Source organism: Pseudoalteromonas prydzensis, assembly GCF_001661495.1.
Classification (GTDB): domain Bacteria; phylum Pseudomonadota; class Gammaproteobacteria; order Enterobacterales; family Alteromonadaceae; genus Pseudoalteromonas; species Pseudoalteromonas prydzensis.
The window spans coordinates 66,034-85,352 of sequence record NZ_BDDT01000011.1; the positions used below are offsets into that span (position 1 = coordinate 66,034).

14 protein-coding genes are annotated in these 19,319 nt (G+C 40.9%); 7 read left to right on the top strand and 7 right to left on the bottom strand.

Features of this window, described 5'->3' with window-relative positions:
• The first annotated feature begins 403 nt into the window (after nt 1–403).
• From A7968_RS16840 to A7968_RS16850, 3 genes are all read left to right on the top strand, one after another.
• Nucleotides 404–3,913 (top strand): PKD domain-containing protein, encoded by a 3,510-nt coding sequence (locus A7968_RS16840; RefSeq protein ID WP_064667739.1) that lies wholly within the window; start codon nt 404–406, stop codon nt 3,911–3,913.
• Between the two features lie 174 nt (nt 3,914–4,087).
• Nucleotides 4,088–4,702 (top strand): trimeric intracellular cation channel family protein, encoded by a 615-nt coding sequence (locus tag A7968_RS16845; RefSeq protein ID WP_064667740.1) that lies wholly within the window; start codon nt 4,088–4,090, stop codon nt 4,700–4,702.
• A gap of 33 nt (nt 4,703–4,735) precedes the next feature.
• Nucleotides 4,736–6,250, top strand: coding sequence for a YifB family Mg chelatase-like AAA ATPase (locus A7968_RS16850; RefSeq protein WP_064667741.1), 1,515 nt, complete (start codon nt 4,736–4,738; stop codon nt 6,248–6,250).
• Here A7968_RS16850 and A7968_RS16855 read toward each other — a convergent pair.
• The gene (locus A7968_RS16855) at nt 6,247–6,951 is read right to left on the bottom strand and encodes a response regulator transcription factor (protein ID WP_064667742.1); all 705 of its coding nucleotides are present in this window, start codon (nt 6,949–6,951) and stop codon (nt 6,247–6,249) included. The genes A7968_RS16850 and A7968_RS16855 overlap by 4 nt on opposite strands.
• 153 nt (nt 6,952–7,104) lie before the next feature.
• Nucleotides 7,105–9,600, bottom strand: coding sequence for an alpha/beta hydrolase family protein (locus tag A7968_RS16860; protein WP_064667743.1), 2,496 nt, complete (start codon nt 9,598–9,600; stop codon nt 7,105–7,107).
• Between the two features lie 154 nt (nt 9,601–9,754).
• On the opposite strand from A7968_RS16860, the gene A7968_RS16865 reads away from it, so the two are divergent.
• Entirely contained in the window at nt 9,755–10,858 is a 1,104-nt protein-coding gene (locus A7968_RS16865) for a CNNM domain-containing protein (RefSeq protein WP_064667744.1), read from the top strand.
• Here A7968_RS16865 and A7968_RS16870 read toward each other — a convergent pair.
• Nucleotides 10,855–12,075 carry an EAL domain-containing response regulator gene (locus tag A7968_RS16870; protein WP_064667745.1) on the bottom strand — a complete coding sequence of 407 codons (1,221 nt, stop codon included), beginning with the start codon at nt 12,073–12,075 and terminating at the stop codon, nt 10,855–10,857. The genes A7968_RS16865 and A7968_RS16870 overlap by 4 nt on opposite strands.
• 145 nt (nt 12,076–12,220) lie before the next feature.
• Between A7968_RS16870 and A7968_RS16875 the strand changes: the two genes are divergently transcribed.
• Nucleotides 12,221–13,237 carry a metalloprotease gene (locus A7968_RS16875; RefSeq protein WP_064667746.1) on the top strand — a complete coding sequence of 339 codons (1,017 nt, stop codon included), beginning with the start codon at nt 12,221–12,223 and terminating at the stop codon, nt 13,235–13,237.
• Nucleotides 13,238–13,791: 554 nt separating this feature from the next.
• Here the strand turns inward: A7968_RS16875 and A7968_RS16880 are convergent.
• Together A7968_RS16880 and A7968_RS16885 are read right to left on the bottom strand one after the other, a co-directional pair.
• Nucleotides 13,792–15,105: a short-chain fatty acid transporter gene (locus A7968_RS16880; RefSeq protein ID WP_064667747.1), complete on the bottom strand. Its 1,314-nt coding sequence runs from the start codon at nt 15,103–15,105 to the stop codon at nt 13,792–13,794.
• Nucleotides 15,106–15,225: 120 nt separating this feature from the next.
• Entirely contained in the window at nt 15,226–16,176 is a 951-nt protein-coding gene (locus A7968_RS16885; protein WP_064667748.1) for a chemotaxis protein CheV, read from the bottom strand.
• A 169-nt stretch (nt 16,177–16,345) separates the two neighbouring features.
• Here A7968_RS16885 and A7968_RS16890 point away from each other — a divergent pair, with 169 nt between their 5' ends.
• Together A7968_RS16890 and A7968_RS16895 are read left to right on the top strand one after the other, a co-directional pair.
• Nucleotides 16,346–17,413, top strand: a complete 1,068-nt coding sequence (locus A7968_RS16890) for a potassium channel family protein (RefSeq protein WP_064667749.1) — start codon at nt 16,346–16,348, stop codon at nt 17,411–17,413.
• The gene (locus A7968_RS16895) at nt 17,413–17,616 is read left to right on the top strand and encodes a hypothetical protein (protein ID WP_064667750.1); all 204 of its coding nucleotides are present in this window, start codon (nt 17,413–17,415) and stop codon (nt 17,614–17,616) included. The genes A7968_RS16890 and A7968_RS16895 overlap by 1 nt, the downstream gene beginning before the upstream one ends.
• 75 nt (nt 17,617–17,691) lie before the next feature.
• Here the strand turns inward: A7968_RS16895 and A7968_RS16900 are convergent, their stop codons facing one another.
• Nucleotides 17,692–18,723, bottom strand: coding sequence for a hypothetical protein (locus tag A7968_RS16900; RefSeq protein ID WP_064667751.1), 1,032 nt, complete (start codon nt 18,721–18,723; stop codon nt 17,692–17,694).
• Nucleotides 18,724–18,782: 59 nt separating this feature from the next.
• The gene (locus A7968_RS16905) at nt 18,783–19,259 is read right to left on the bottom strand and encodes an EVE domain-containing protein (protein WP_064667752.1); all 477 of its coding nucleotides are present in this window, start codon (nt 19,257–19,259) and stop codon (nt 18,783–18,785) included.
• Nucleotides 19,260–19,319 lie beyond the last annotated feature (60 nt).

The window sequence follows — 19,319 nt, forward strand, 5'->3', positions numbered from 1 at the left end:
TAATTGCCTTAAATCAACTGTAAAAGTAACTACCTTCAGCAGAATAACAAAAAAATATTTTATTTTTTTAACATTTGTAACTCATTTAAATTATTGATATTTAATGGGTTGTCGCCAGTCGGCTCATTTTGGTCGTATATAAGCACCTTTATTTTATTAAATTAATCTACCCTATTTAATTAGCGCAAACCATTAAGGCATAAAAAACATTAAGCTCTTAGAGAACGGTTGTACAAGGATGTTCATAATTGCTGAACACCACTATTTTCTTCCTTGTATTTTCGTAACTGCTATTGCTGCCGCTGAAATGAACTGCACTGACCTAATGAAATAGACACATGCAGGCTGGTGAATCAAATATTGATGATGTGGACTGGTCCTGCTTTAAATAAAGGAAAATATAATGTACTCACAAAGCAGAATTAAAACGCTGGGAGTGGCGGCGCTGTTAGCCAGCTCACTTCACCTTGCTGGATGTGGCGGTAGTGATGATGATGACTCGCCAACTCCGCAACCAGCGAGTAATAATAAACCCACTGTGACTATTAGTAGTGATGCAGAGGTTACAGAAGGCAGCGATTTTAGCCTCACAGCAACGGCTACAGATAGTGATGGTAGTATTGCCAGCTATGCCTGGAAGTATATTTCAGGACCCCAAGTTGAGCTTTCAGGCACAGATGACAAACAAGTAAGCTTTACTGCGCCTGATATTGAAGTAGATGAACAATTGGTACTCGAAGTAACAGTCACGGATGACAAGGGCGCGACAGCAACCGCAACAGTGACAATCAATATCAAACGTAAAGTATTGAGCGTAACCATTACAGGTATTGTTACGGATGAGCCGATTGCCTCACCGAATGTTGTTGTGAAGATTGGCGATGAAGAGTTTCAAATCATTGCAGATGACAGTGGTAAATACAGCATTGAAATTGAAGTTGATGATTCGTATGCCAATAAGCTCGTGAAATTGGTTGCACTGGGCAATAACTCTATTAACCCAGAAGTTGAATTTATTTCTCAATTGCGTTCAGTGGCCACTTTAGTATCGCAAGCGGGGGATGATGGAAAACTGACTAAAGATGAAAATTTTGGCGTTAACATTACTAATGTGACTACGGCTGAGTTTGCTTTGATCAAACGTGATAATGGCGATGTCGAGGATGAGCAGGCGTTAAATAACGCACTGTTAGCCATTGATGCAGATGAAAAATTATTGTTAGCCGCACTGATTAAAATTGTCGTGGATAATGATAATTATGAGTTGCCAGAGGGAGTTGAATCGACATTAACACTTATTTCAAACGCTGAAGATATTGATAACTTTACGAATACAGTGCAAAGCCAAGATCCTGACTTAATCGAAGCAATCAAAGAAACGATTAAAGAAGATGGTGAGCTCGTAGATGAAACTGTCAGTGATGTTACTGGCGAATATATTCTTATGATGCCGCAATATTACCGAGCATCGGTTGGGCAATTAACCTTTAATGATGATGGCAGTGGTTATGTAAGTTTCGCTGATGTTGATGCAGGTTTTACTTGGCAACAACAAGGTCCGAGTGTTGATATTTCCTTAACAGATCCAGCTGTTGTGAATTGCGGATTTTATACAGATGAGAGCAATGAGCAACAAGAGCAATGTAACTATCTGGTTGATCTAAGCATGAGTATTTTGCTTGAAAACGATGCCAATAGAGCGGTTGAGTTGTACAGTAAATATGAAGATCGCTGGATGGCTTCGCAAGAAGTCGTAAATACTTCAGAATCTACCAGTAACTTTAGCTTAATAGATAAACAACAAACTATTGCTGTAACAGCTGAAGAGCTCGTGGGAACTTGGGTTATCGATGGCGGTAGTGATTTTTACGGCTTTAGTAATGCGGTTTCTTTTGACCTAGCAGCAGGTGGCACAGGTACTTTAAGAGATAATGATAAAGACCCTGTTAGTGTAACTTGGGAGCTAGCTGGTAATCGTTTATTAATTACTAGTACGGCAGAAACAGTTAATTTTGATTACGAGATTTGGTTAATTAAGAATGTGCAAGTGGGTTATCAATTTGCCGCTTCACTTAATGCTAAGTCTGACTCGGCTACACGCACTGCAACGGGTTTAATGGTAAAAGATAACATGCTTACATTCAGCAAAGCTGATTTACTAGGTAAGTGGACCGTTTATCAAGGTTACAATTCACCACAAACAGACTTGCATTATGATGTATATGATGATGGCTTAATGAATTTTAATTTAAATCAAAACTACCGCTCATGGCAAGTGAGTAATGATGGCGTATTCCTACGTTATAATTACTTTACTGATAATGGCATACAGCCTATTTGTCCACAAGGGCAAACTTGTCAGCCGTATAGTGAGTTCTCACAACGTTTGTTAGCAACCAATGATGGGCAAAACTTTACATACCGTAAATACCGGTTCTTCAATCCGGATGGCAGCGAGCGCTTTGAAGATTACTCTTCGCATTTACGTAACTTCTCGGTTGCTGACACTTATGGTGTGACACGTTTTGCACCTTATTGGTTAGAAGAAAACTCAGGTTTTGATCAGAATGGTTTCCCAACGAGTGCCAGCTTTATTGAACTCTATAACCCGAAAGGAAAAGGGGTAGAGGCAATTAAAATCGCTACTAATTATAATGAGGATACACAGCAAAATGAGTATCTGATTACATTTAGTTATCTTGGCGTAGCAACTAGTTATGAATATAGCTTAGCAGCAGGCAAGCTGTTGTTTAATGGCATGCAAACAGAAGTAACAGACTTTGATCGTGATTTCTTAACTGTATGCACTTACTCGCAAGGTGGCGTGTGCAACGAAGCTAATCAGCAGACTTGGTATTTCAATGAAGCAAAGGCTAGTGAACAAATCGAATTGGTTCGCCCTGAACCTGCCCACCCATTAGATGGTGCATGGCAGTTAGCTGATGAACCGGATGTGGTTGTTGTCTTGCGCGATGGTAAATGGGTGATGGCACAAACTATGTTTGATGAAGGTGTGGACGATGGTTTCCCTGGTTATGAATTTGGTGACTTTACATGGAATGCTGAAACTGGTGAGTTTACAGTTGATCTGGCAGAAGACACCAATGGCTCCTTTGGTTTAAGTGATACAGGAGGAATAACAGCAAACGTAAATGGCGATGTCATGACCTTGAATATCGAAGGTGAAGGCGAGATTATGTTTACTCGAATTTATGATCCAAGCAATCCGTTAGTAGGGGCATACATAGAAGGCTCTATTAGTGGCGGTGACTTCTTTATGGCAGTATTTAAAGAAGATGGTTATTTTATTGAGCTTGAACATACGCAAGAGTATGACCCAGGTATTACAGGAAGTACTTATACCGTTGCAAGTGATCCAAGTGGCGATCCTAGCACTTTGAGTGTCACTGTTGATTACTTTACTAACCAACTTGATGATCTCAGTGAAATTGACCCTTACTTTGTGGTACAGCCACTGGGTAATAAAATCATTTGGCATGATGGTGATGAGTTTGGCGTTATGCAGCGGGTAACTGATGTCGATGCAAACGAAATTGAGTTTACTGAAGCTGATGTTATTGGTGAGCACGTTCTTCGTTACATTACCGATGATGGTACAGGCACCATTGATTTAGTGTTAAGTGTAAATAGTGATAATTCTGCCAGCTTCTTTATCAATGGTGAGCAAAGAACTGTTGAGTGGTCACTTGAGCTGGGGCAGTTAAAGCTATATAGCCCATTAGAGCTTGAAGGCGATTCTGCTTATGGAGTAATGATTTCACCCCAAGCTGTGATAAATGAAGATGAAGGATTTGCAGTTTCGGCATTTGGCTTTGAAGCGCCAGATAATCATCCAGATAAAGAAGACCCTGAGTTGTTTATCAGTGTTATGGGCAGCATGCTCAAGCAATAATATAACCTTGATGTGCTAACTTCTGTGTTAGCACATCAATACCTAATTACCTTTTTAGCCCTTCCTCAAAATACCGCGGTTATTGTTCTTATAACGCTCTAGTAAATCTTTGCTTAAATGTTGTTTTAGAGTGTGTTACAAAGCAGTAACTTTATTTCTTTTTTAAATACCACTATGACAGAACTTTACCATTGGTTTGATCTAATAGGCATCGCAGTATTTGCAATGTCAGGTACTTTAATTGCCTATGATAAAAAAATGGACGGTTTTGGTGTCGTTGTATTGGCAACTGTCACTGCGATAGGTGGGGGAACAATCCGAGATTTAATTTTGGATGTACCTGTGTTCTGGTTGCACGATCAAAGTTATTTTATTGCTATTTTTGCTTCTGTATTTGTTACCGCTCGTTTGATTAACAAACAAAAATCAATTCCGCTTTACCATTTACAGGTTGCTGATGCGTTCGGTTTAGCATTTTTTGCTGTAATGGGCGCACAAAAAGCACTGCTTGCAGGTATGCCGGCAACAACCGCTATTATTATGGGAGTTGTCACTGGCTGTTTTGGTGGCGTTACTCGCGATGTACTTGCGGGTAATATTCCCATGCTGTTAAAAGGTGAGTTGTATGCTATTACCTGTATTGCTGGTGGTATCGTCTACACCCAAGGTATTGCCTTTAACGTGGCAACAGAAATGGCGATGATTTTAGCAATGTTAACTACTTTATTATTGCGCCTTGCAGCAATGAAATGGCAACTAACACTACACGTTTTTAAATATCCTGACTAAACTGTAAAGAATATAACGTTACAGGGACAAAGGATGTCATTAGCTCGGATTTATTCGCGTGCCCAAGTGGGTATTCAAGCACCTGAAGTGATCGTTGAAGTACATTTAGGCAATGGTTTACCGGCATTTCATATTGTTGGCTTGCCTGAAGCGTCTGTGAAAGAAGCCAAAGATAGGGTTCGCAGTGCATTAGAAAACTCTAAATTTGGCTTTCCTGATCAACGTATAACTGTAAATTTAGCGCCTGCCGATTTGCCTAAAGATGGCGGGCGTTTTGATCTTGCAATTGCGATTGGTATTTTAGTGGCATCAGGGCAAATCGTTTGCACAGATATTGAAAAGTATGAATTTTACGGCGAATTGGCTCTTAACGGCGAAGTACGTGGCGTGAATGCGATACTTCCTTCGGTGTTGGCTGCTAAAGCACAAGGGCGTTGCTGCTTTTTACCATTAGTCAATGATAGTTTAGCAAGCTTGGTGAATGGTGTTGAGCGTAAAGCTATCTCTTCTATTCAAGATGTGTGGAGTGATTTACTAAATCAACAGCCGTTACCGCTTAATATTAGCTACCCTGAACAGCAGCATAGCGGTGTTGAATTTTTAATTGATTTAAGTGATGTAAAAGGCCAAGCAGGTGCCAAAAGAGTGCTAGAGATCGCAGCCGCTGGTGGCCATAATTTATTATTTTTAGGACCTCCAGGAACTGGTAAGTCGATGTTGGCGCAACGTATGCCAACCATAATGCCTGGCATGTCTGATGATGAAGCGCTGGCTACCGCGGCGTTGTATTCGATTATAGGGCAAAGTGTTGATTTAACTAATTGGCGCAAACGCCCCTTTCGTAATCCTCATCACACTTGCTCTGCTGTGGCATTAGTTGGCGGCTCTTCAAATCCAAAACCAGGGGAAATTTCCTTGGCGCACAATGGTGTTCTGTTTCTTGATGAATTACCGGAGTTTGAGCGCAAAGTGCTTGATTCATTGCGCGAACCAATGGAAACCGGCACCGTCACTATCTCAAGAGCGGCGCGGCAAATGGAGTTCCCAGCTCAATTCCAACTCATAGCGGCACTCAATCCCAGCCCCACTGGCTGCCACAATGATAAACGCGCAACGCCAGATCAAGTAATGCGTTATTTATCACGGGTATCTGGGCCCTTTATTGACCGCATTGATCTGCAAATAGAGCTACCACGGTTAAACAGCACACAGCTGCAAAGTACCGACGCTGAAGAAACTAGTGCGCAAGTAAAAGCGCGTGTTGAGGCGGCATATAATTTACAACTAAATCGGCAAGGTAAAGTGAATGCACGGCTTAATAATAAAGAAATGAGTGTGCATTGTGCGCTGGCGCCCGCCGAATTGCAGTTTTTAGCCAAAGCTAGTGAGAAGTTAGCCCTGTCACCACGCTCTTATCATAGAGTCATTAAAGTTGCGCGCACGATAAGCGATTTAAAAGGGCAAACACATATTACCCTGAGCGAATTAAAAGAGGCGTTGAATTATCGCGCATTTGAGCGGTTACTCGCGCAATTGAGTCAATATTAGATGGATAACATATAGCCTTTACCACGTACGGTAACAATGCGTTTTTGGTCTTTTTCATCATTAAGTTTTTTACGCAGGCGACCAATCAGCACATCAACGGTGCGATCGTTCGGGCTCCAATCAGGCTGGCCAATTTCTTCTGATATTTTTTCACGAGAGGTTGCTTTACCCGCGTTACTGATCAAGCAAATTAGCACTTTATGTTCTGCTTCGGTCAAACGAGACTCAACCCCAGCGGCTGTAATTAGCGTACGGTTATCAGGATGTAGTTTAAAGTCAGCGTATTCAATAAACTCTTCACTTTCATCGTGGTTATTATTGCTTTTTAAGCGCTTATAAAGCGCTCGCATACGCAGTTCTAGCTCTAATAAATCAACCGGTTTGCAAATGTAATCATCAGCGCCTTGGGCAAGGCCTGCAATACGGTCGGCTTGAGAATCACGGCTTGAAAGCATGATCACACCGATATCGGTAAGCGTATTGAGCTCTTTTGCTAAATGAAGACCATCACGTTTAGGTAGCACTATGTCCACAACCGCTAATGAGATAGCATCAGGGTTATTTGCACGCGATTGCACTATGGCTAAGGCATCAGCGCCAGTAGCATCATTTTCAATGCGAAACTCAGTCCCTGTAAAATGATTGATTATACGTTTAACTAATAGCTCGTCATCTTCAACTAATAAAACATGAATAGTCATAGTATCTTAATTACCTTTAATGATGCCGCTATGTTATCACTCATTCGTAAATGGTGAGAAGGATGATTTTTAGTATTTATACACTATTTAGACGATTATTTGATAATTAACAATAGGCAAACCGAGCGGGTTTGCCTATTGCTTGCTGTTAAACTATTTTTCAGGGTATAAATACTGCCACCACTGCGGCTGCTCTTTTAAGTGTTTATCAAAGTATGCCAGCATCGTGTCCCACCAATTAAAGCGTTGATCTCGGGCGAATATTTGATGATCAGCTCCTTTGTATTCAATCAGCTCAACATCTTTGCCAAGTAGTTTAAGCGCGGTATACATATTATGACTTTCACCCACTGGCACATTGGTGTCAGCATCACCATGTAATAGCAGTAGTGGGGTTGTGACTTTGTCAGCGTGAAATACAGGGCTATGTTGGCTGTATAATTTGCTGTTATTCCACGGGTAGCTGTTTTTAGATGCTTCGCCTGAATATAAATAGCCCCACCAACCTTGCCCCCAGTATGAGGTGATATTAGAAATACCCGCATGGGCAATTGAGGCACTAAACATATCTGTTTTGGTGGTCAGTAGCATGGTCATAAAGCCACCGTAAGAGGCACCTAAGTTGCCTAAGCGTTGCTTATCAATAAATGGGTACTGTTTTAGGAGTGCTTGCGTGCCTTGCATTATATCGTCGGCAGTGTATTGTCCCCATGCATTGACGTGTTTTGCCGAAAACTGCTGGCCAAAACCTGTTGCGCCAGTCGGTTGCACTACATACACCACATAGCCATGCTCGGCCCATAAGTTAAACGGATACCGTCCAGTAAAGCCGCGTGTAACGGGTGAAGTACCACCATAGTAATAAACTAGCGCAGGGTACTGTTTGTTTTTATCAAGGTTGCTTGGAAAATAAACACGGCCTTTAATTTCAGTGCCTGCGGTATTGGTAAAGTTAAACTCTTCTAAGCTAGCTATATTGGTATTGGCGTATTCTTGCGGTTGTGAATCCCAAAGTGTGGTTGCTTTGTTTTTGCTAATAGTTAGCTGTTTTAATTGTTGTGGCGATGATGCATTAGAGCCACTCACTAAAATAGCTGGGCTGCGAGTAGTTGAATAACTAAATTGTTCAACCACATCAAACCCAGTATTCAGTTTGCTAAAGTGCTGTTTGCTTTTGTCGTATAAATACAATGCAATGTTATCTTGCTCGGTCACTTTAACAATGGCATCACCATTAGGTAACACTTCAAGTTGGCCAATGGCGGGATCAAACTCACGGCTTAAAGGTGCTGCATTTTTGCCATTGTCGGTTAATAGGTAAAGCTGCCCGTCGTAGTTATTTGCTAGCATATTCTCAGGCAAGTTTCTGCCTAAGCCCTCTTTAAAGTCAGGGCCTGCCGTGACATAAATATCATCGCCGCTGTATTTTGCTTGATTAAACGTAGCAAACTGACCGAGGACAGTGCTGTTTGCGTTGGCAATGTTCAACTCAATTAATTCTGTAGTTGGGTGTGTTGCAGCTTGCATGGCTTCAGTACCGCGACTGAGTAATACAGTGCCGCGTTTATTATTAAAATCTTCAATGCTGTGGCTAAGTGGTCCTTGGCTTAATGGTTTACTCAGGCCGGTGTTAATATCTAATAAATAAGCTTGTGAAGTAGTGCGAGCATATGACCAACGATCTTGCAGGCCTCGATAATGCTTAGTAAGGCTGCTATCTGCTGTTGGTGATTTTGACCAGCTAAAGATTAAGCTGTTGTTATCGTAATAAGCAAAACTGCTTGCACCCTCTAGATTGTTAGCTATCACCTTAAGGTTTAGGGTTTTGCGGTTTAGTTGAGTTAATTTGCCATCTAATAAATACACTAAATAATTGTTATCAGGGCTCCAAATAATGTTGCTTGGCTGGCCTGATTCAAAGCGGTAAATGGTTTGTTGGTCGTCATTTTTTAATTCAGTAATAACATTCGCTTGGTTGCCGGTGCTGTCTTGATAGTGACGTTTAGCTACTAAATAATGCTTGCCATCAGGGGATATTGACAGTGCGCTGACCGTGGTCGCATCAAACAATTGCTTGGCAGATAAACCATGTTGTTCTGTAGTGCTAAAGGTTAGCGTATCAATGTCAGTATTCGGACTGAAATCAACCTCAACATCGTGCCAGTTTGCAACTTGCTCAGCAATAATCACTATTTGGTGATCGCCTTGTGGTAATGCCAATTCATAACTTTGTTTTTTGGCAGTTTGTTTCTCACCATTGATAAACAGCTGGGCTTCTTCGATCCCTTTGAGAGTGAGAGTGCCTTGGCTAAAACGCTCTGCATGCGTGGAAAATTTTAGTGCTTGTAAGCCGCCAAGAGTTAACGCATTTACTTTATCTAAGTTTTGCCATTTTAATTTTTCGCCAAATACCGTGATGCTTGTTGTTGGTTGTTGAATGCTAGGTAAAAGGCTGTTAATAATCGCATCTTGATGTTCAGTTTGGTATGGCTTTAATTGCATATCAGCGCCAAGTGGGCCAATAAACTTAATATCGCTTTTATTTATTGGTGCAGCAAGTGCTACATTACTTAGTGTGCTAAAAGTTAACATCGCCAGTGCGGTTGTTAGGCGAGGAGCTGTACCGCGCCATGCTGAGCTATAATTCATAGTTGAGCCTAATGTAGGGAATTTAATTGAATATAGCATGGCGCCGAAGCACCAAAAAGCGCTCTGCGATGGATTTCAGTTTATCACTTACGGAGTTTGAGGTTGGCGCCCACAGTTGTTAAGGTGTATCTAATTGAATGACTAAGAGGTCACAGTGACATTATTAATCGTTTACATGGTCGTAGCGATCACGATTTCTTTTTTATGCTCCATTATGGAAGCGGTGCTGTTGAGCATTACGCCAAGTTATGTGGCCGTACTACGTAAAAGTAAGCCCAAATTAGCACTGCGGTTTGAGCACTTAAAAACAAATATAGATCAACCGTTAGCAGCTATTTTAACGTTAAATACCATTGCCCATACTGCTGGTGCAGCGGGCGTAGGAGCACAAGCTGCGGTGGTTTTTTCAGATGCTGCAGTAGGTATTGCCTCAGCGATAATGACTTTACTGGTACTCGTACTATCAGAAATCATCCCTAAAACCCTAGGGGCAAAACACTGGCGAGCGCTTGCACCTATAGTGACCCAAGCATTAAGGTATTTAGTCATCGCACTAAAACCCTTTGTATGGCTTGCTGAAAAACTCACTGGTATATTGGGCCGTAATTACAACGAAGCTTATTACATTCGCCAAGAAATAGAAGCTATGGCTGATATGGGCTCACAATCGGGGGCGCTGCACCAGGAAGAATCTGAAATCATCCGCAGCTTATTGCATTTTCGTCACGCCAAGTTAGATTCTTTAATTACTCCACGCACTGTATTATTTAAAGTACACAAGGATTTAACGGTTGATCAATACCTAGCGGAGCATGGTTCATCGGCGTTTTCTCGGGTATTAGTGTATGACAAAAATGGTGACGATATTATTGGCTTTGTGCATAAAAACGATATTATGTTGGCGTTTCATCGACTAGGTAAAGACTATAAAATCAGTAAGTTGGTCAAGCCTATTTATACCGTACCAGAGACTTTGTACGTACCCACGTTATTACATACTTTATTAGCTGAGCGCACGCATATATGCTTAGTGATAGATGAGTATGGTGATGTACAGGGGATTGTTACGCTTGAAGATATGATTGAGGCATTAATGGGATTTGAAATAGTTGATGAGCATGACCAATCTGCCAACATGCAAGCGGTTGCAAAGCAGCGTTGGCGCCAGCGCTTAGCAAATAGTAATACACTATTAAGTGAAGAGTTAAGTAAAGATGAATCAAACGCTGAAAAAAACTCACCGAAAGGCAAGCATTAACGGCGACTATTACTATTTAACGACACCATGTGCAGCCATGACTTCGCCCAGCGAATAAATTCTGTTTTGCCTTTGGGGCGGCTGATCAAAAAGCCCTGCATTAAAATATGTTCTTTGAAGCGATCTAAATATTCTAGCTCCTCAACACGCTCAATCCCTTCGGCCACAATATCTAGATCATCTTGAATCGCAATATGCACTAAGCTACTCACAATCACCTGAGAGAATAAGTCACTTTCGATATTGCTGATCAAAGTGCGGTCTATTTTTACCTCAGTAAAAGGCAAGGTTTTTAACTGCTGTATATTGGTAAAGCCAGTGCCAAAATCATCAAGCGAAATGCCAAAACCGCGCATTCTTAAGCGGTTTAACGTTTCTAATTGAGCCGAACTGGATAGCGCATGTTGTTCGGTGATCTCTAAAATAATTTCGCTTGGGGTAAGCTGATTGAGTTGTAGAATCAATGCCAGTTTATCTGGGCAGCTTAAATCTTCAAGCTGGCATGGCGATAAATTAAAAGCGAGTTTAAGTTTATAACCTAATTGTGTTTTTATTTCTGAAAAATCCCCAGTTGCTTTTTCAAACAACTGAAAGGTGATCAGGTTAATCAAATCTAAATCTTCAGCAACACAAATAAATCGCTCTGGTAAAATAATAACGCCGTGTTCGGGAGTCACAATTCGAGCTAATACTTCTATGCTGGCCACTTCATTGGTGATCCGGCTTACCTTAGGTTGGTAATAAGGGGTTATCTCGTTATGACTGATTGCATGCAGCAGTTGTGTTTCAGAAATTGGCTCGCTGGTTTTTTCGGTGTGGCAGGTTAAATACTCTAATTTCTTCAATAGCGTATAAACTTGGTTAAGTTGCACTGGCTTGGCAATATTGCCAATTAAGTGCACATTGTTTTTGCGTGCTAAGTCAGCGGCTAAATCAATTATCTTCGAATTCATTTCCGAGATAATAACAATAGCGCCGGGGTACTGGATTGTCCCAAGATGGCGAATTAGCTCCATGCCATCCATGTCGGGCATATTAAGATCAGTGAAAACGGCATCAAATAAAAGTAGATTTTCTTTTACTTTATTGAGCGCTTCTGCGGCGTCTAAGCAGGTTGTGACATTGGGTACATCAAGCTCATTTAAAATAGCTTGCATCACTATTAAAATTGCTTTTGAATCATCAACAACAAGAATATTACGTGCTGCTTTTGTCATTTCTATTCCCTGAAATAAAACATATTGGTAGTTTAAAAGTAGTAGATAATCGGCAACGTGTCAGCTTTATAACTGAAAATTTATTCCATAATCTCGTTAAAAAAATAGGTATACTAACGATATAATTTTTAAGGTTTAAAGTAACATCATGCAAATACAGCTGACCCTCGCCGATCAACAATTTAGTTTAGTGCTTGCTGGGCGACAAATAATAAAAATTTTTCAGCAACAACAAGCGATTGGCTTTGATAACCCGCGCGAAAACTATTTTGAATTTAAGCTAGACGATCAAGTGATTGGCCTAGACACCAGCGCTGTTGTTGAACAAAAATTATCGCTTTATATTAATCATCAGTTTGTCCAACAACTCACCTTACCGCCAATTGAAAAAACCAAACCAAAGCAAGGGTTACTCGGATTATTTGCTTTAGGTTTTAAGATTTTTAAAAGTGCTAAAGTCGTTAAAGTGGCGTTAGCTGGCGCCTCAGTGGCAGGCTATGCGTGGTTATTTACCTTTGAGTTTGCCTTGATGCTGATTGCCTGTTTAGTGATCCACGAATATGGCCATGTTAGAGCGATGCAATATTTTGGTATTAAAACCAAAGGCATTTACTTAATTCCGTTTGTTGGTGGCCTTGCCGTCAGTGACGATAAAATTACCACCCGTTGGCAAGATGTGGTTATCTCACTTATGGGGCCCGCATTTGGTTTGATCACCTCTGTTTTAGGTGTGGTGCTTTATTACGCCACCGAGATGGAAATTTTTGCAGGTGTCGCGGTACTCAGCGCATTACTTAACTTATTTAACTTATTGCCCATTCTTCCGCTCGACGGTGGTCATGTATTAAAAAGCATCAGCTTTTCAATGCGATCTTGGATAGGCTTAAGCGTGTGCTTGCTTGGTGTGTTATTTGGTTTATGGATAAGTTACACGTTTGGCCTCATGCTATTGGTGTTTTTCTTATTCATCGGTGCGCTGGAAATCGTGTTTGAATGGCGCGGCCGCCATTACTCGCATTTATTGCCACTGGACAAATACGGCCAAGGCTTTTCAGCGGTAATGTACGCACTCGTCGTTGCAGGGCACGTCGCGGTGATGATGCATTTTGCTGACTCAGAAAATCCGATTTTAAGCCTGCCGATGAAGATTTTATCGAGTTGATTTTTTGTGTTAAATTTTAACTGGTCAATGTGTTATCAGTGAAGGCCTGAGTTCACGCCAGTATTTTAGAAGCATGAGAATTTAATGGTTACTATTAAATGAAACCTATAAAGCTAAGAGGATAAATATGAGTGTGTTTGCTGTTATATTCGTTACGTCTACTGTTATTTATTTCTTTTATAAAAATCCTTATTTTTTGAATGAATCAATTTCAGGATCTATCAATAAGTATAAAAAAAATATTAGTAGAGATAGCAAAAGGATAGATTTTATTTTAATTTTTTTTAATATCATCGTATGTGCAATAGCTTCATATTTATCATCAATTCCTAATTGAGAGTGTGTTTTGAGCATATGCCTTAATTTTAATTTATCAACTTCAGTTCCTCTGATATTACAATCCGAAATTGCGGAATGAGGTCTTGCCTCTATGGCGAGGTGAGGTAAGGGCTTTTCATTGCTTTGAAACTTGGTTAATCTGCCTGCGAACTCTGTTTTTAGTCATTTTTTATTGGTTTAGTAAAGCGAGTCTTATATATTTTACCCGCCTTATTTTAAGGATAAAAACTTAACATCAGCGCAATAAACACGCCGGTTATAATTAACTGCACTAAACAAAAGCCCATGATATCTTTAGCTTTTAGGCCGGCAATTGCTAGCACTGGCAAGGCCCAAAATGGTTGAATCAGGTTAGTCCAAGCATCTCCCCACGCTACCGCCATTGCCACGCGGGGCATATCTGCACCAAGTGCCTGTGCGGCGGGTATTACAATGGGTGCTTGTACCGCCCATTGGCCGCCGCCTGATGGCACAAATATATTCACTAAGCCGGCACTTAAAAAGCTCCAAAACGGCAATGATTCTGCGCTGGCTATGGCGATAAAGCCTTGCGAAATTTGCTGTGCTAAACCGGTGTCGACCATAATGGCCATGATCCCTGCATAAAATGGGAACTGAATAATAATCCCTGCGCCGCTGGGCACTGCTTGTTGTAAGCTATTAAGTAAATTATATGGCGTTTGATGCAGTAAAATGGCTGAAAATAAAAATAGCGCAATCACACTATTTAAATTAAGTGAGCCACCACTAAAGATAAAATAATTAGCTAAATAAACTAGCCCAAGCATACCAATGCCCAGTCCTAATAATTTGCTGTGCTCAATTTTATCGGCAGGGCGGGTAGCATTGTTGGGTTTAGGTATCGGTTCTGCTAGTCGGCTTTTATCGACATAGATACTGTCTTCAGCGCTGGGTAACATATAGCGATTAACTAGCGGCATAATAATGAATAAGCCCACCACAATGGCGATATTAAAACCTGAGAACAAGGTGGTGCTGGTGTTTATCACGCCCATACTTTGCTCCGCAAAATGCCCTGGAGTAGCAATGGTTAATGGAATTGAGCCAGCTAAACCACCATGCCAAACAATAAAACCAGAATACGCACTGGCAACCAGTAAGCGATAATCGACCGGTGTCTGACGCGCAATTGCTTTGGCAAACAAAGCACCAATCACTAAACCAAAACCCCAGTTGATCCAACTGGCGAGCAATGACACAAAGGTGACTAAGATAATCGCTTTAGGCGCAGTATTTGCAAGTTTTGCCAATTGGGTTAGCAGGCGGCTCATAATTGGTGTGCTTGCTAGCATATAGCCGGTCAGAAGTACTAGTAGCATTTGCATAGCAAAACTGAGTAAGTTCCAGAAACCACTGCCCCATGCTGTTAAAACTTGCTGTGGGCTGGAAGGCGTAACTAGTGTTGCAATTATAAAAGTCAGTAAGGTGAGTAAAATTACAAAGATAAACGGATCGGGCAGATAACGTTCGACTAGTTTAGTAAATGGCTTGGCAATTTTATTGAGCATAATGATGTATTTTTATTATGTGTGTGTTTGCCAATTAATCACGAATGTACTTAATTGGCAAATGCGCTGGTCGTTTTAATATTATATCGCGTATCAAAAGCGTTAATTTAAACATTGGTGCTATTTTTGTTGTTCAAGCACCGCTTTTAAACGTGTTTGTACTTCTTCAACTAGTAAATCAGGCTGGAATTTAGATAAAAACGCATTACAGCCCACCTTTTCAACCATGGCTTGGTTAAAACTACCGCTGAGTGAAGTATTAAGTACCACATGGAGATTTTTTAGGCGGTTATCATTACGAATTTCGTGGGTTAACCGATAACCATCCATCGCTGGCATTTCAGCATCGGTGATCACCATCAGCAACTCTTTTTCTACATCCATGCCTTTATCGGCCCAGGCTTTAAGCATGTTCAGTGCTTCAAGGCCATTACTGGCAGGGATAATCTCAATACCTAACTGCGTTAATGTGTCGCTCACTTGTTTGCGCGCTGTGGGTGAGTCATCAGCATGAAGGATTTTGCGGCCTACAAATTCGTTCACAATGCTTTTATCAAGTATTTCATCAGAAATTTGTACTTCGTACTCAACAATTTCAGCGAGTACTTTTTCTACATCGATGATCTCGACTAATTGTTCTTGGCCATCGCGTTGAATTTTGGTCAATGCAGTCAAGTAATGGTTTTTACCAACAGAAGTCGGTGGCGGCATAATATCGGACCATGTCATATTGACGATTTGATCAACCTTACCTATTAAAAAGCCTTGCACGGTACGATTATACTCAGTGATAACTAGGTTACTGTCTTCAATGTGCTTGGCCGCAGGCATACAAATAGCTTGGCGCAGATCAATCACCGGAATAGATTCGCCACGAATGTTAGCAACACCAGAAATTTTCGGGTGAGCGTGAGGAATAATATTTAAGTGAGGCAGTTTAACCACCTCTTTTACCTTAAACACGTTAAGGGCAAATAGGTGTCGGCTGTGTAAATAAAACAGCAATAATTCTAAGCGATTTTCACCAACGAGCTGGGTTCGCTGATCAACAGAAGCTAATACACCTGACATAACACACTCGACTAAATAATTAATAATTCAAGTATAGCTTACACTGTTATGTTTAAAAAAAGCAGCCTAGATACTAATCTTAGTCGTTATGTGCTGCGCAGCCATTGCCATCATTTCAGCATTGCAGTAACTTATCGCATAATTGATAGCTAAATAACCAAGTGTGGGCATGCCATTTATATTTAAACGATTATTTTTATTAGTCAGAAATCATATTGATCAGGTTAGCTGGCAAGCTGTGGCTATCGCAACACTGCTGCATATGCTGTTGATCTGGTTGCTGTTGGGTTTAGCTGGTGAAACCGCATTAAGCCCCGTTAGCACCTTTGTTTACTACTATATAGTAACGACTTCAACGGTAGGCTATGGTGATTTTAGTGCCAGCACAGACTTGGGACGATGGATTGTAGCAGTACTGCAGATTCCATTTGGTTTGGCTTTATTTGGCGTTCTGTTAGGTAAAACAGGGCAAACAGTTACTTATTTAATTAGGCGCGCTATGACAGGTGATAAAAGTTTTTCGCATTTTAACAATCACATAATTATTTTTGGCTGGCATCAAATCCGCACTAAAAAAATGATTGATTATATCTTGGCTGATCAAAAACGTATGGATAGACGCATTTTGCTGGCGGTGACAGAGCAAATGGAACATCCCTTTTTAGCTAACGCCCATGTTGATTTTGTTCGCTTATCGAGTTTTACCGACTGTGAGGAGCTTGAACGTGTGGCGATTAAGCAAGCCGATAAAATTATTATTGATGGTCAAGATGATGACCAAACATTTACCACAGCACTGCGTATTAGCAAATTAGTAAAAGACGATTGCCACATTAGCGCGCATTTTAATGATGAGAGTAAAGTTGAAATGCTACTAGAGCACTGCCATAACGTGGAATGTTCGAGCGCTAAATCTGCTGAAATTTTAGTGCGTTCAATGCAAGATCCAGGCTCTAGTCGCGTACAAGAAGAGCTTTTATCAACTCTGCATGGTGATACCCAGTTTAGTTTAGTGATCCCCGCGGAGTTGGCAGAAATGGAGTTCGGCAAATTATTTCATCACTTTAAACACGATCATGATGCCATTTTACTCGGTGTTGCGCACAATCTAAGTGCTCAAAATATGGATTTAAATCCACCACTTAATTATCCCGTTAATAGTGGCGATATATTACATTACATCGCTGTTGATCGTGTATTAAGCAACGAAGTAGATTGGCAGGGATTGGCTAAGTAATGGGTGAAGTTGCGTTTTTAATTCTATTATTGAGCGCCTATATTCTACCTGTTGTAATAGTGCTCAATAGTAAGCGCACCCAAGGGCATGAAAAGAATGGTTGGTTAATTGGTATTATCTTTTTTTCATGGCTGGCACTGGTCATGTACTTTGCCATCATTCCTAAACATGGCCATAAAAAGAAAAAGAACAAGAAAAAATAAAGTGGTTAGCATTCATCTATATTACGAACCGTGCTTGATTTAACAAACACGGTTTTTTATTTTAAGCTGCTGGCTTTACTTTAACTGTTTTAGTTTGTGCTCTACTAAAGGATCATCAGGGGCGAGTTGCTGGGCTACTTCGAGCAGTTGAATTGCATCATTAGGGTGTTCATCTTGGTGCTTTAACGCAACATCAAGCAGAGGTTGAATATCAATTTTTGCTTGATGCTCTTGCACATGCGCTGCTTTTTCATCAATAAGAATATTGTGTGCTTTGCTTAATAGGGCTTGGCGATGTGCCGATTTAATATTCGCCTTATTGAGCCTTCGGTAATAGTCTTCCTTAAAGCGCAGGGTTTTGGTTTGTAAGCGAAATTGTGCAATATCAATTTGTTGGTGGCGAATAAAATCCACAGCCACATCTTTATAGAAACCAAACTTATTTAAGTAAGTTGCATGAACGCTGTGGCCCATACCAAATACCCGCAAGTGGTTTAATTGACCGTAACGTTTAGCGTGTGCGCGGTCAATTCGATTAGTCGGGTCATAGATAATGTAGCCTTTAGCACGCCCTAAATCTAGGTCGTGGTAATCTCCCGTCCAATCAAACTTTTGAGCAATTTCGGTACTTGAGCGGTCATCCCATGGTGCTTTTTCTATATTTTTTGTACTAACAGGATGAAATAGCAATACTTTATCGAGTTTTAACAGATTAGCAAATGCACCAACGGCAAAACCACCTCTGCTTAAGCCATAGCCTAAACGCTCTTTAAAGCCACCTATAAGGGGGGCTAACTGTTCAATGAAAAAGAGTAGATTACGATGCCTAAACCAGTTACTAATACCTAAGTGCTGAAAGGCAATAATATTCACATCTTGCTTTTTTGCGAGCTTGTAGGCCCACGGTGAGAAATCATCGGTAAGATCATGTTCTTGGTAGTTTGTACCAGCAGGAGAAAAGGTAAACAGCAGAGGCTTATTCGCATCGATGATATGGTATTTTACATACACATCACCGAGTAAATCGCCGCCGGTGAAGGGGGCTTGGTTTTGCTGCTCATCGCGGGGGAGGCTGGTCCATTCATCTAACCAATACAATAACTTCATACATCCCCCAAGATACCTCAATAATAAAGGTGGAGAATTATAGCAAAAATAGCGGCCTATTAAAAATGACTGCTATTTTTTTCACTCATGGTGATTATCTGTTGCCAGTCATGCTCTGTGACGGGCATGACTGATAAGCGTCCGCCTTTTTTAAGGGCAATCTCAGTGATGGCATTATTAGCCTTGATTGCTTGTAAGCTTACCAGTTTATTTAGGTGCGCTTTATAAGTAACATCAACGACAAACCAGCGCGGGTTTTCCGCATTAGCCTTAGCATCGTAGTAGTCACTGCTTAAATCAAACTGAGTAGGGTCAGCATAGGCTTCGCGGGTAACGGTAGCAATACCTGCAACGCCAACTTGTTTACAACTTGAGTGATAAATCATCACTAAATCACCGTGTTTTACCCCATCACGCATAAAGTTGCGGGCCTGATAATTACGCACGCCTTCCCACATGCTGGTTTGTGCGGGGGCATTTTTTAGGTCATCGATTGAAAACGCATCAGGTTCTGTTTTAAATAGCCAATAAGCCATTGTTATCTCCCTAAGATTTACATAATTATAGTCTATAGTATTATGTGGGTCTTGTCGGGA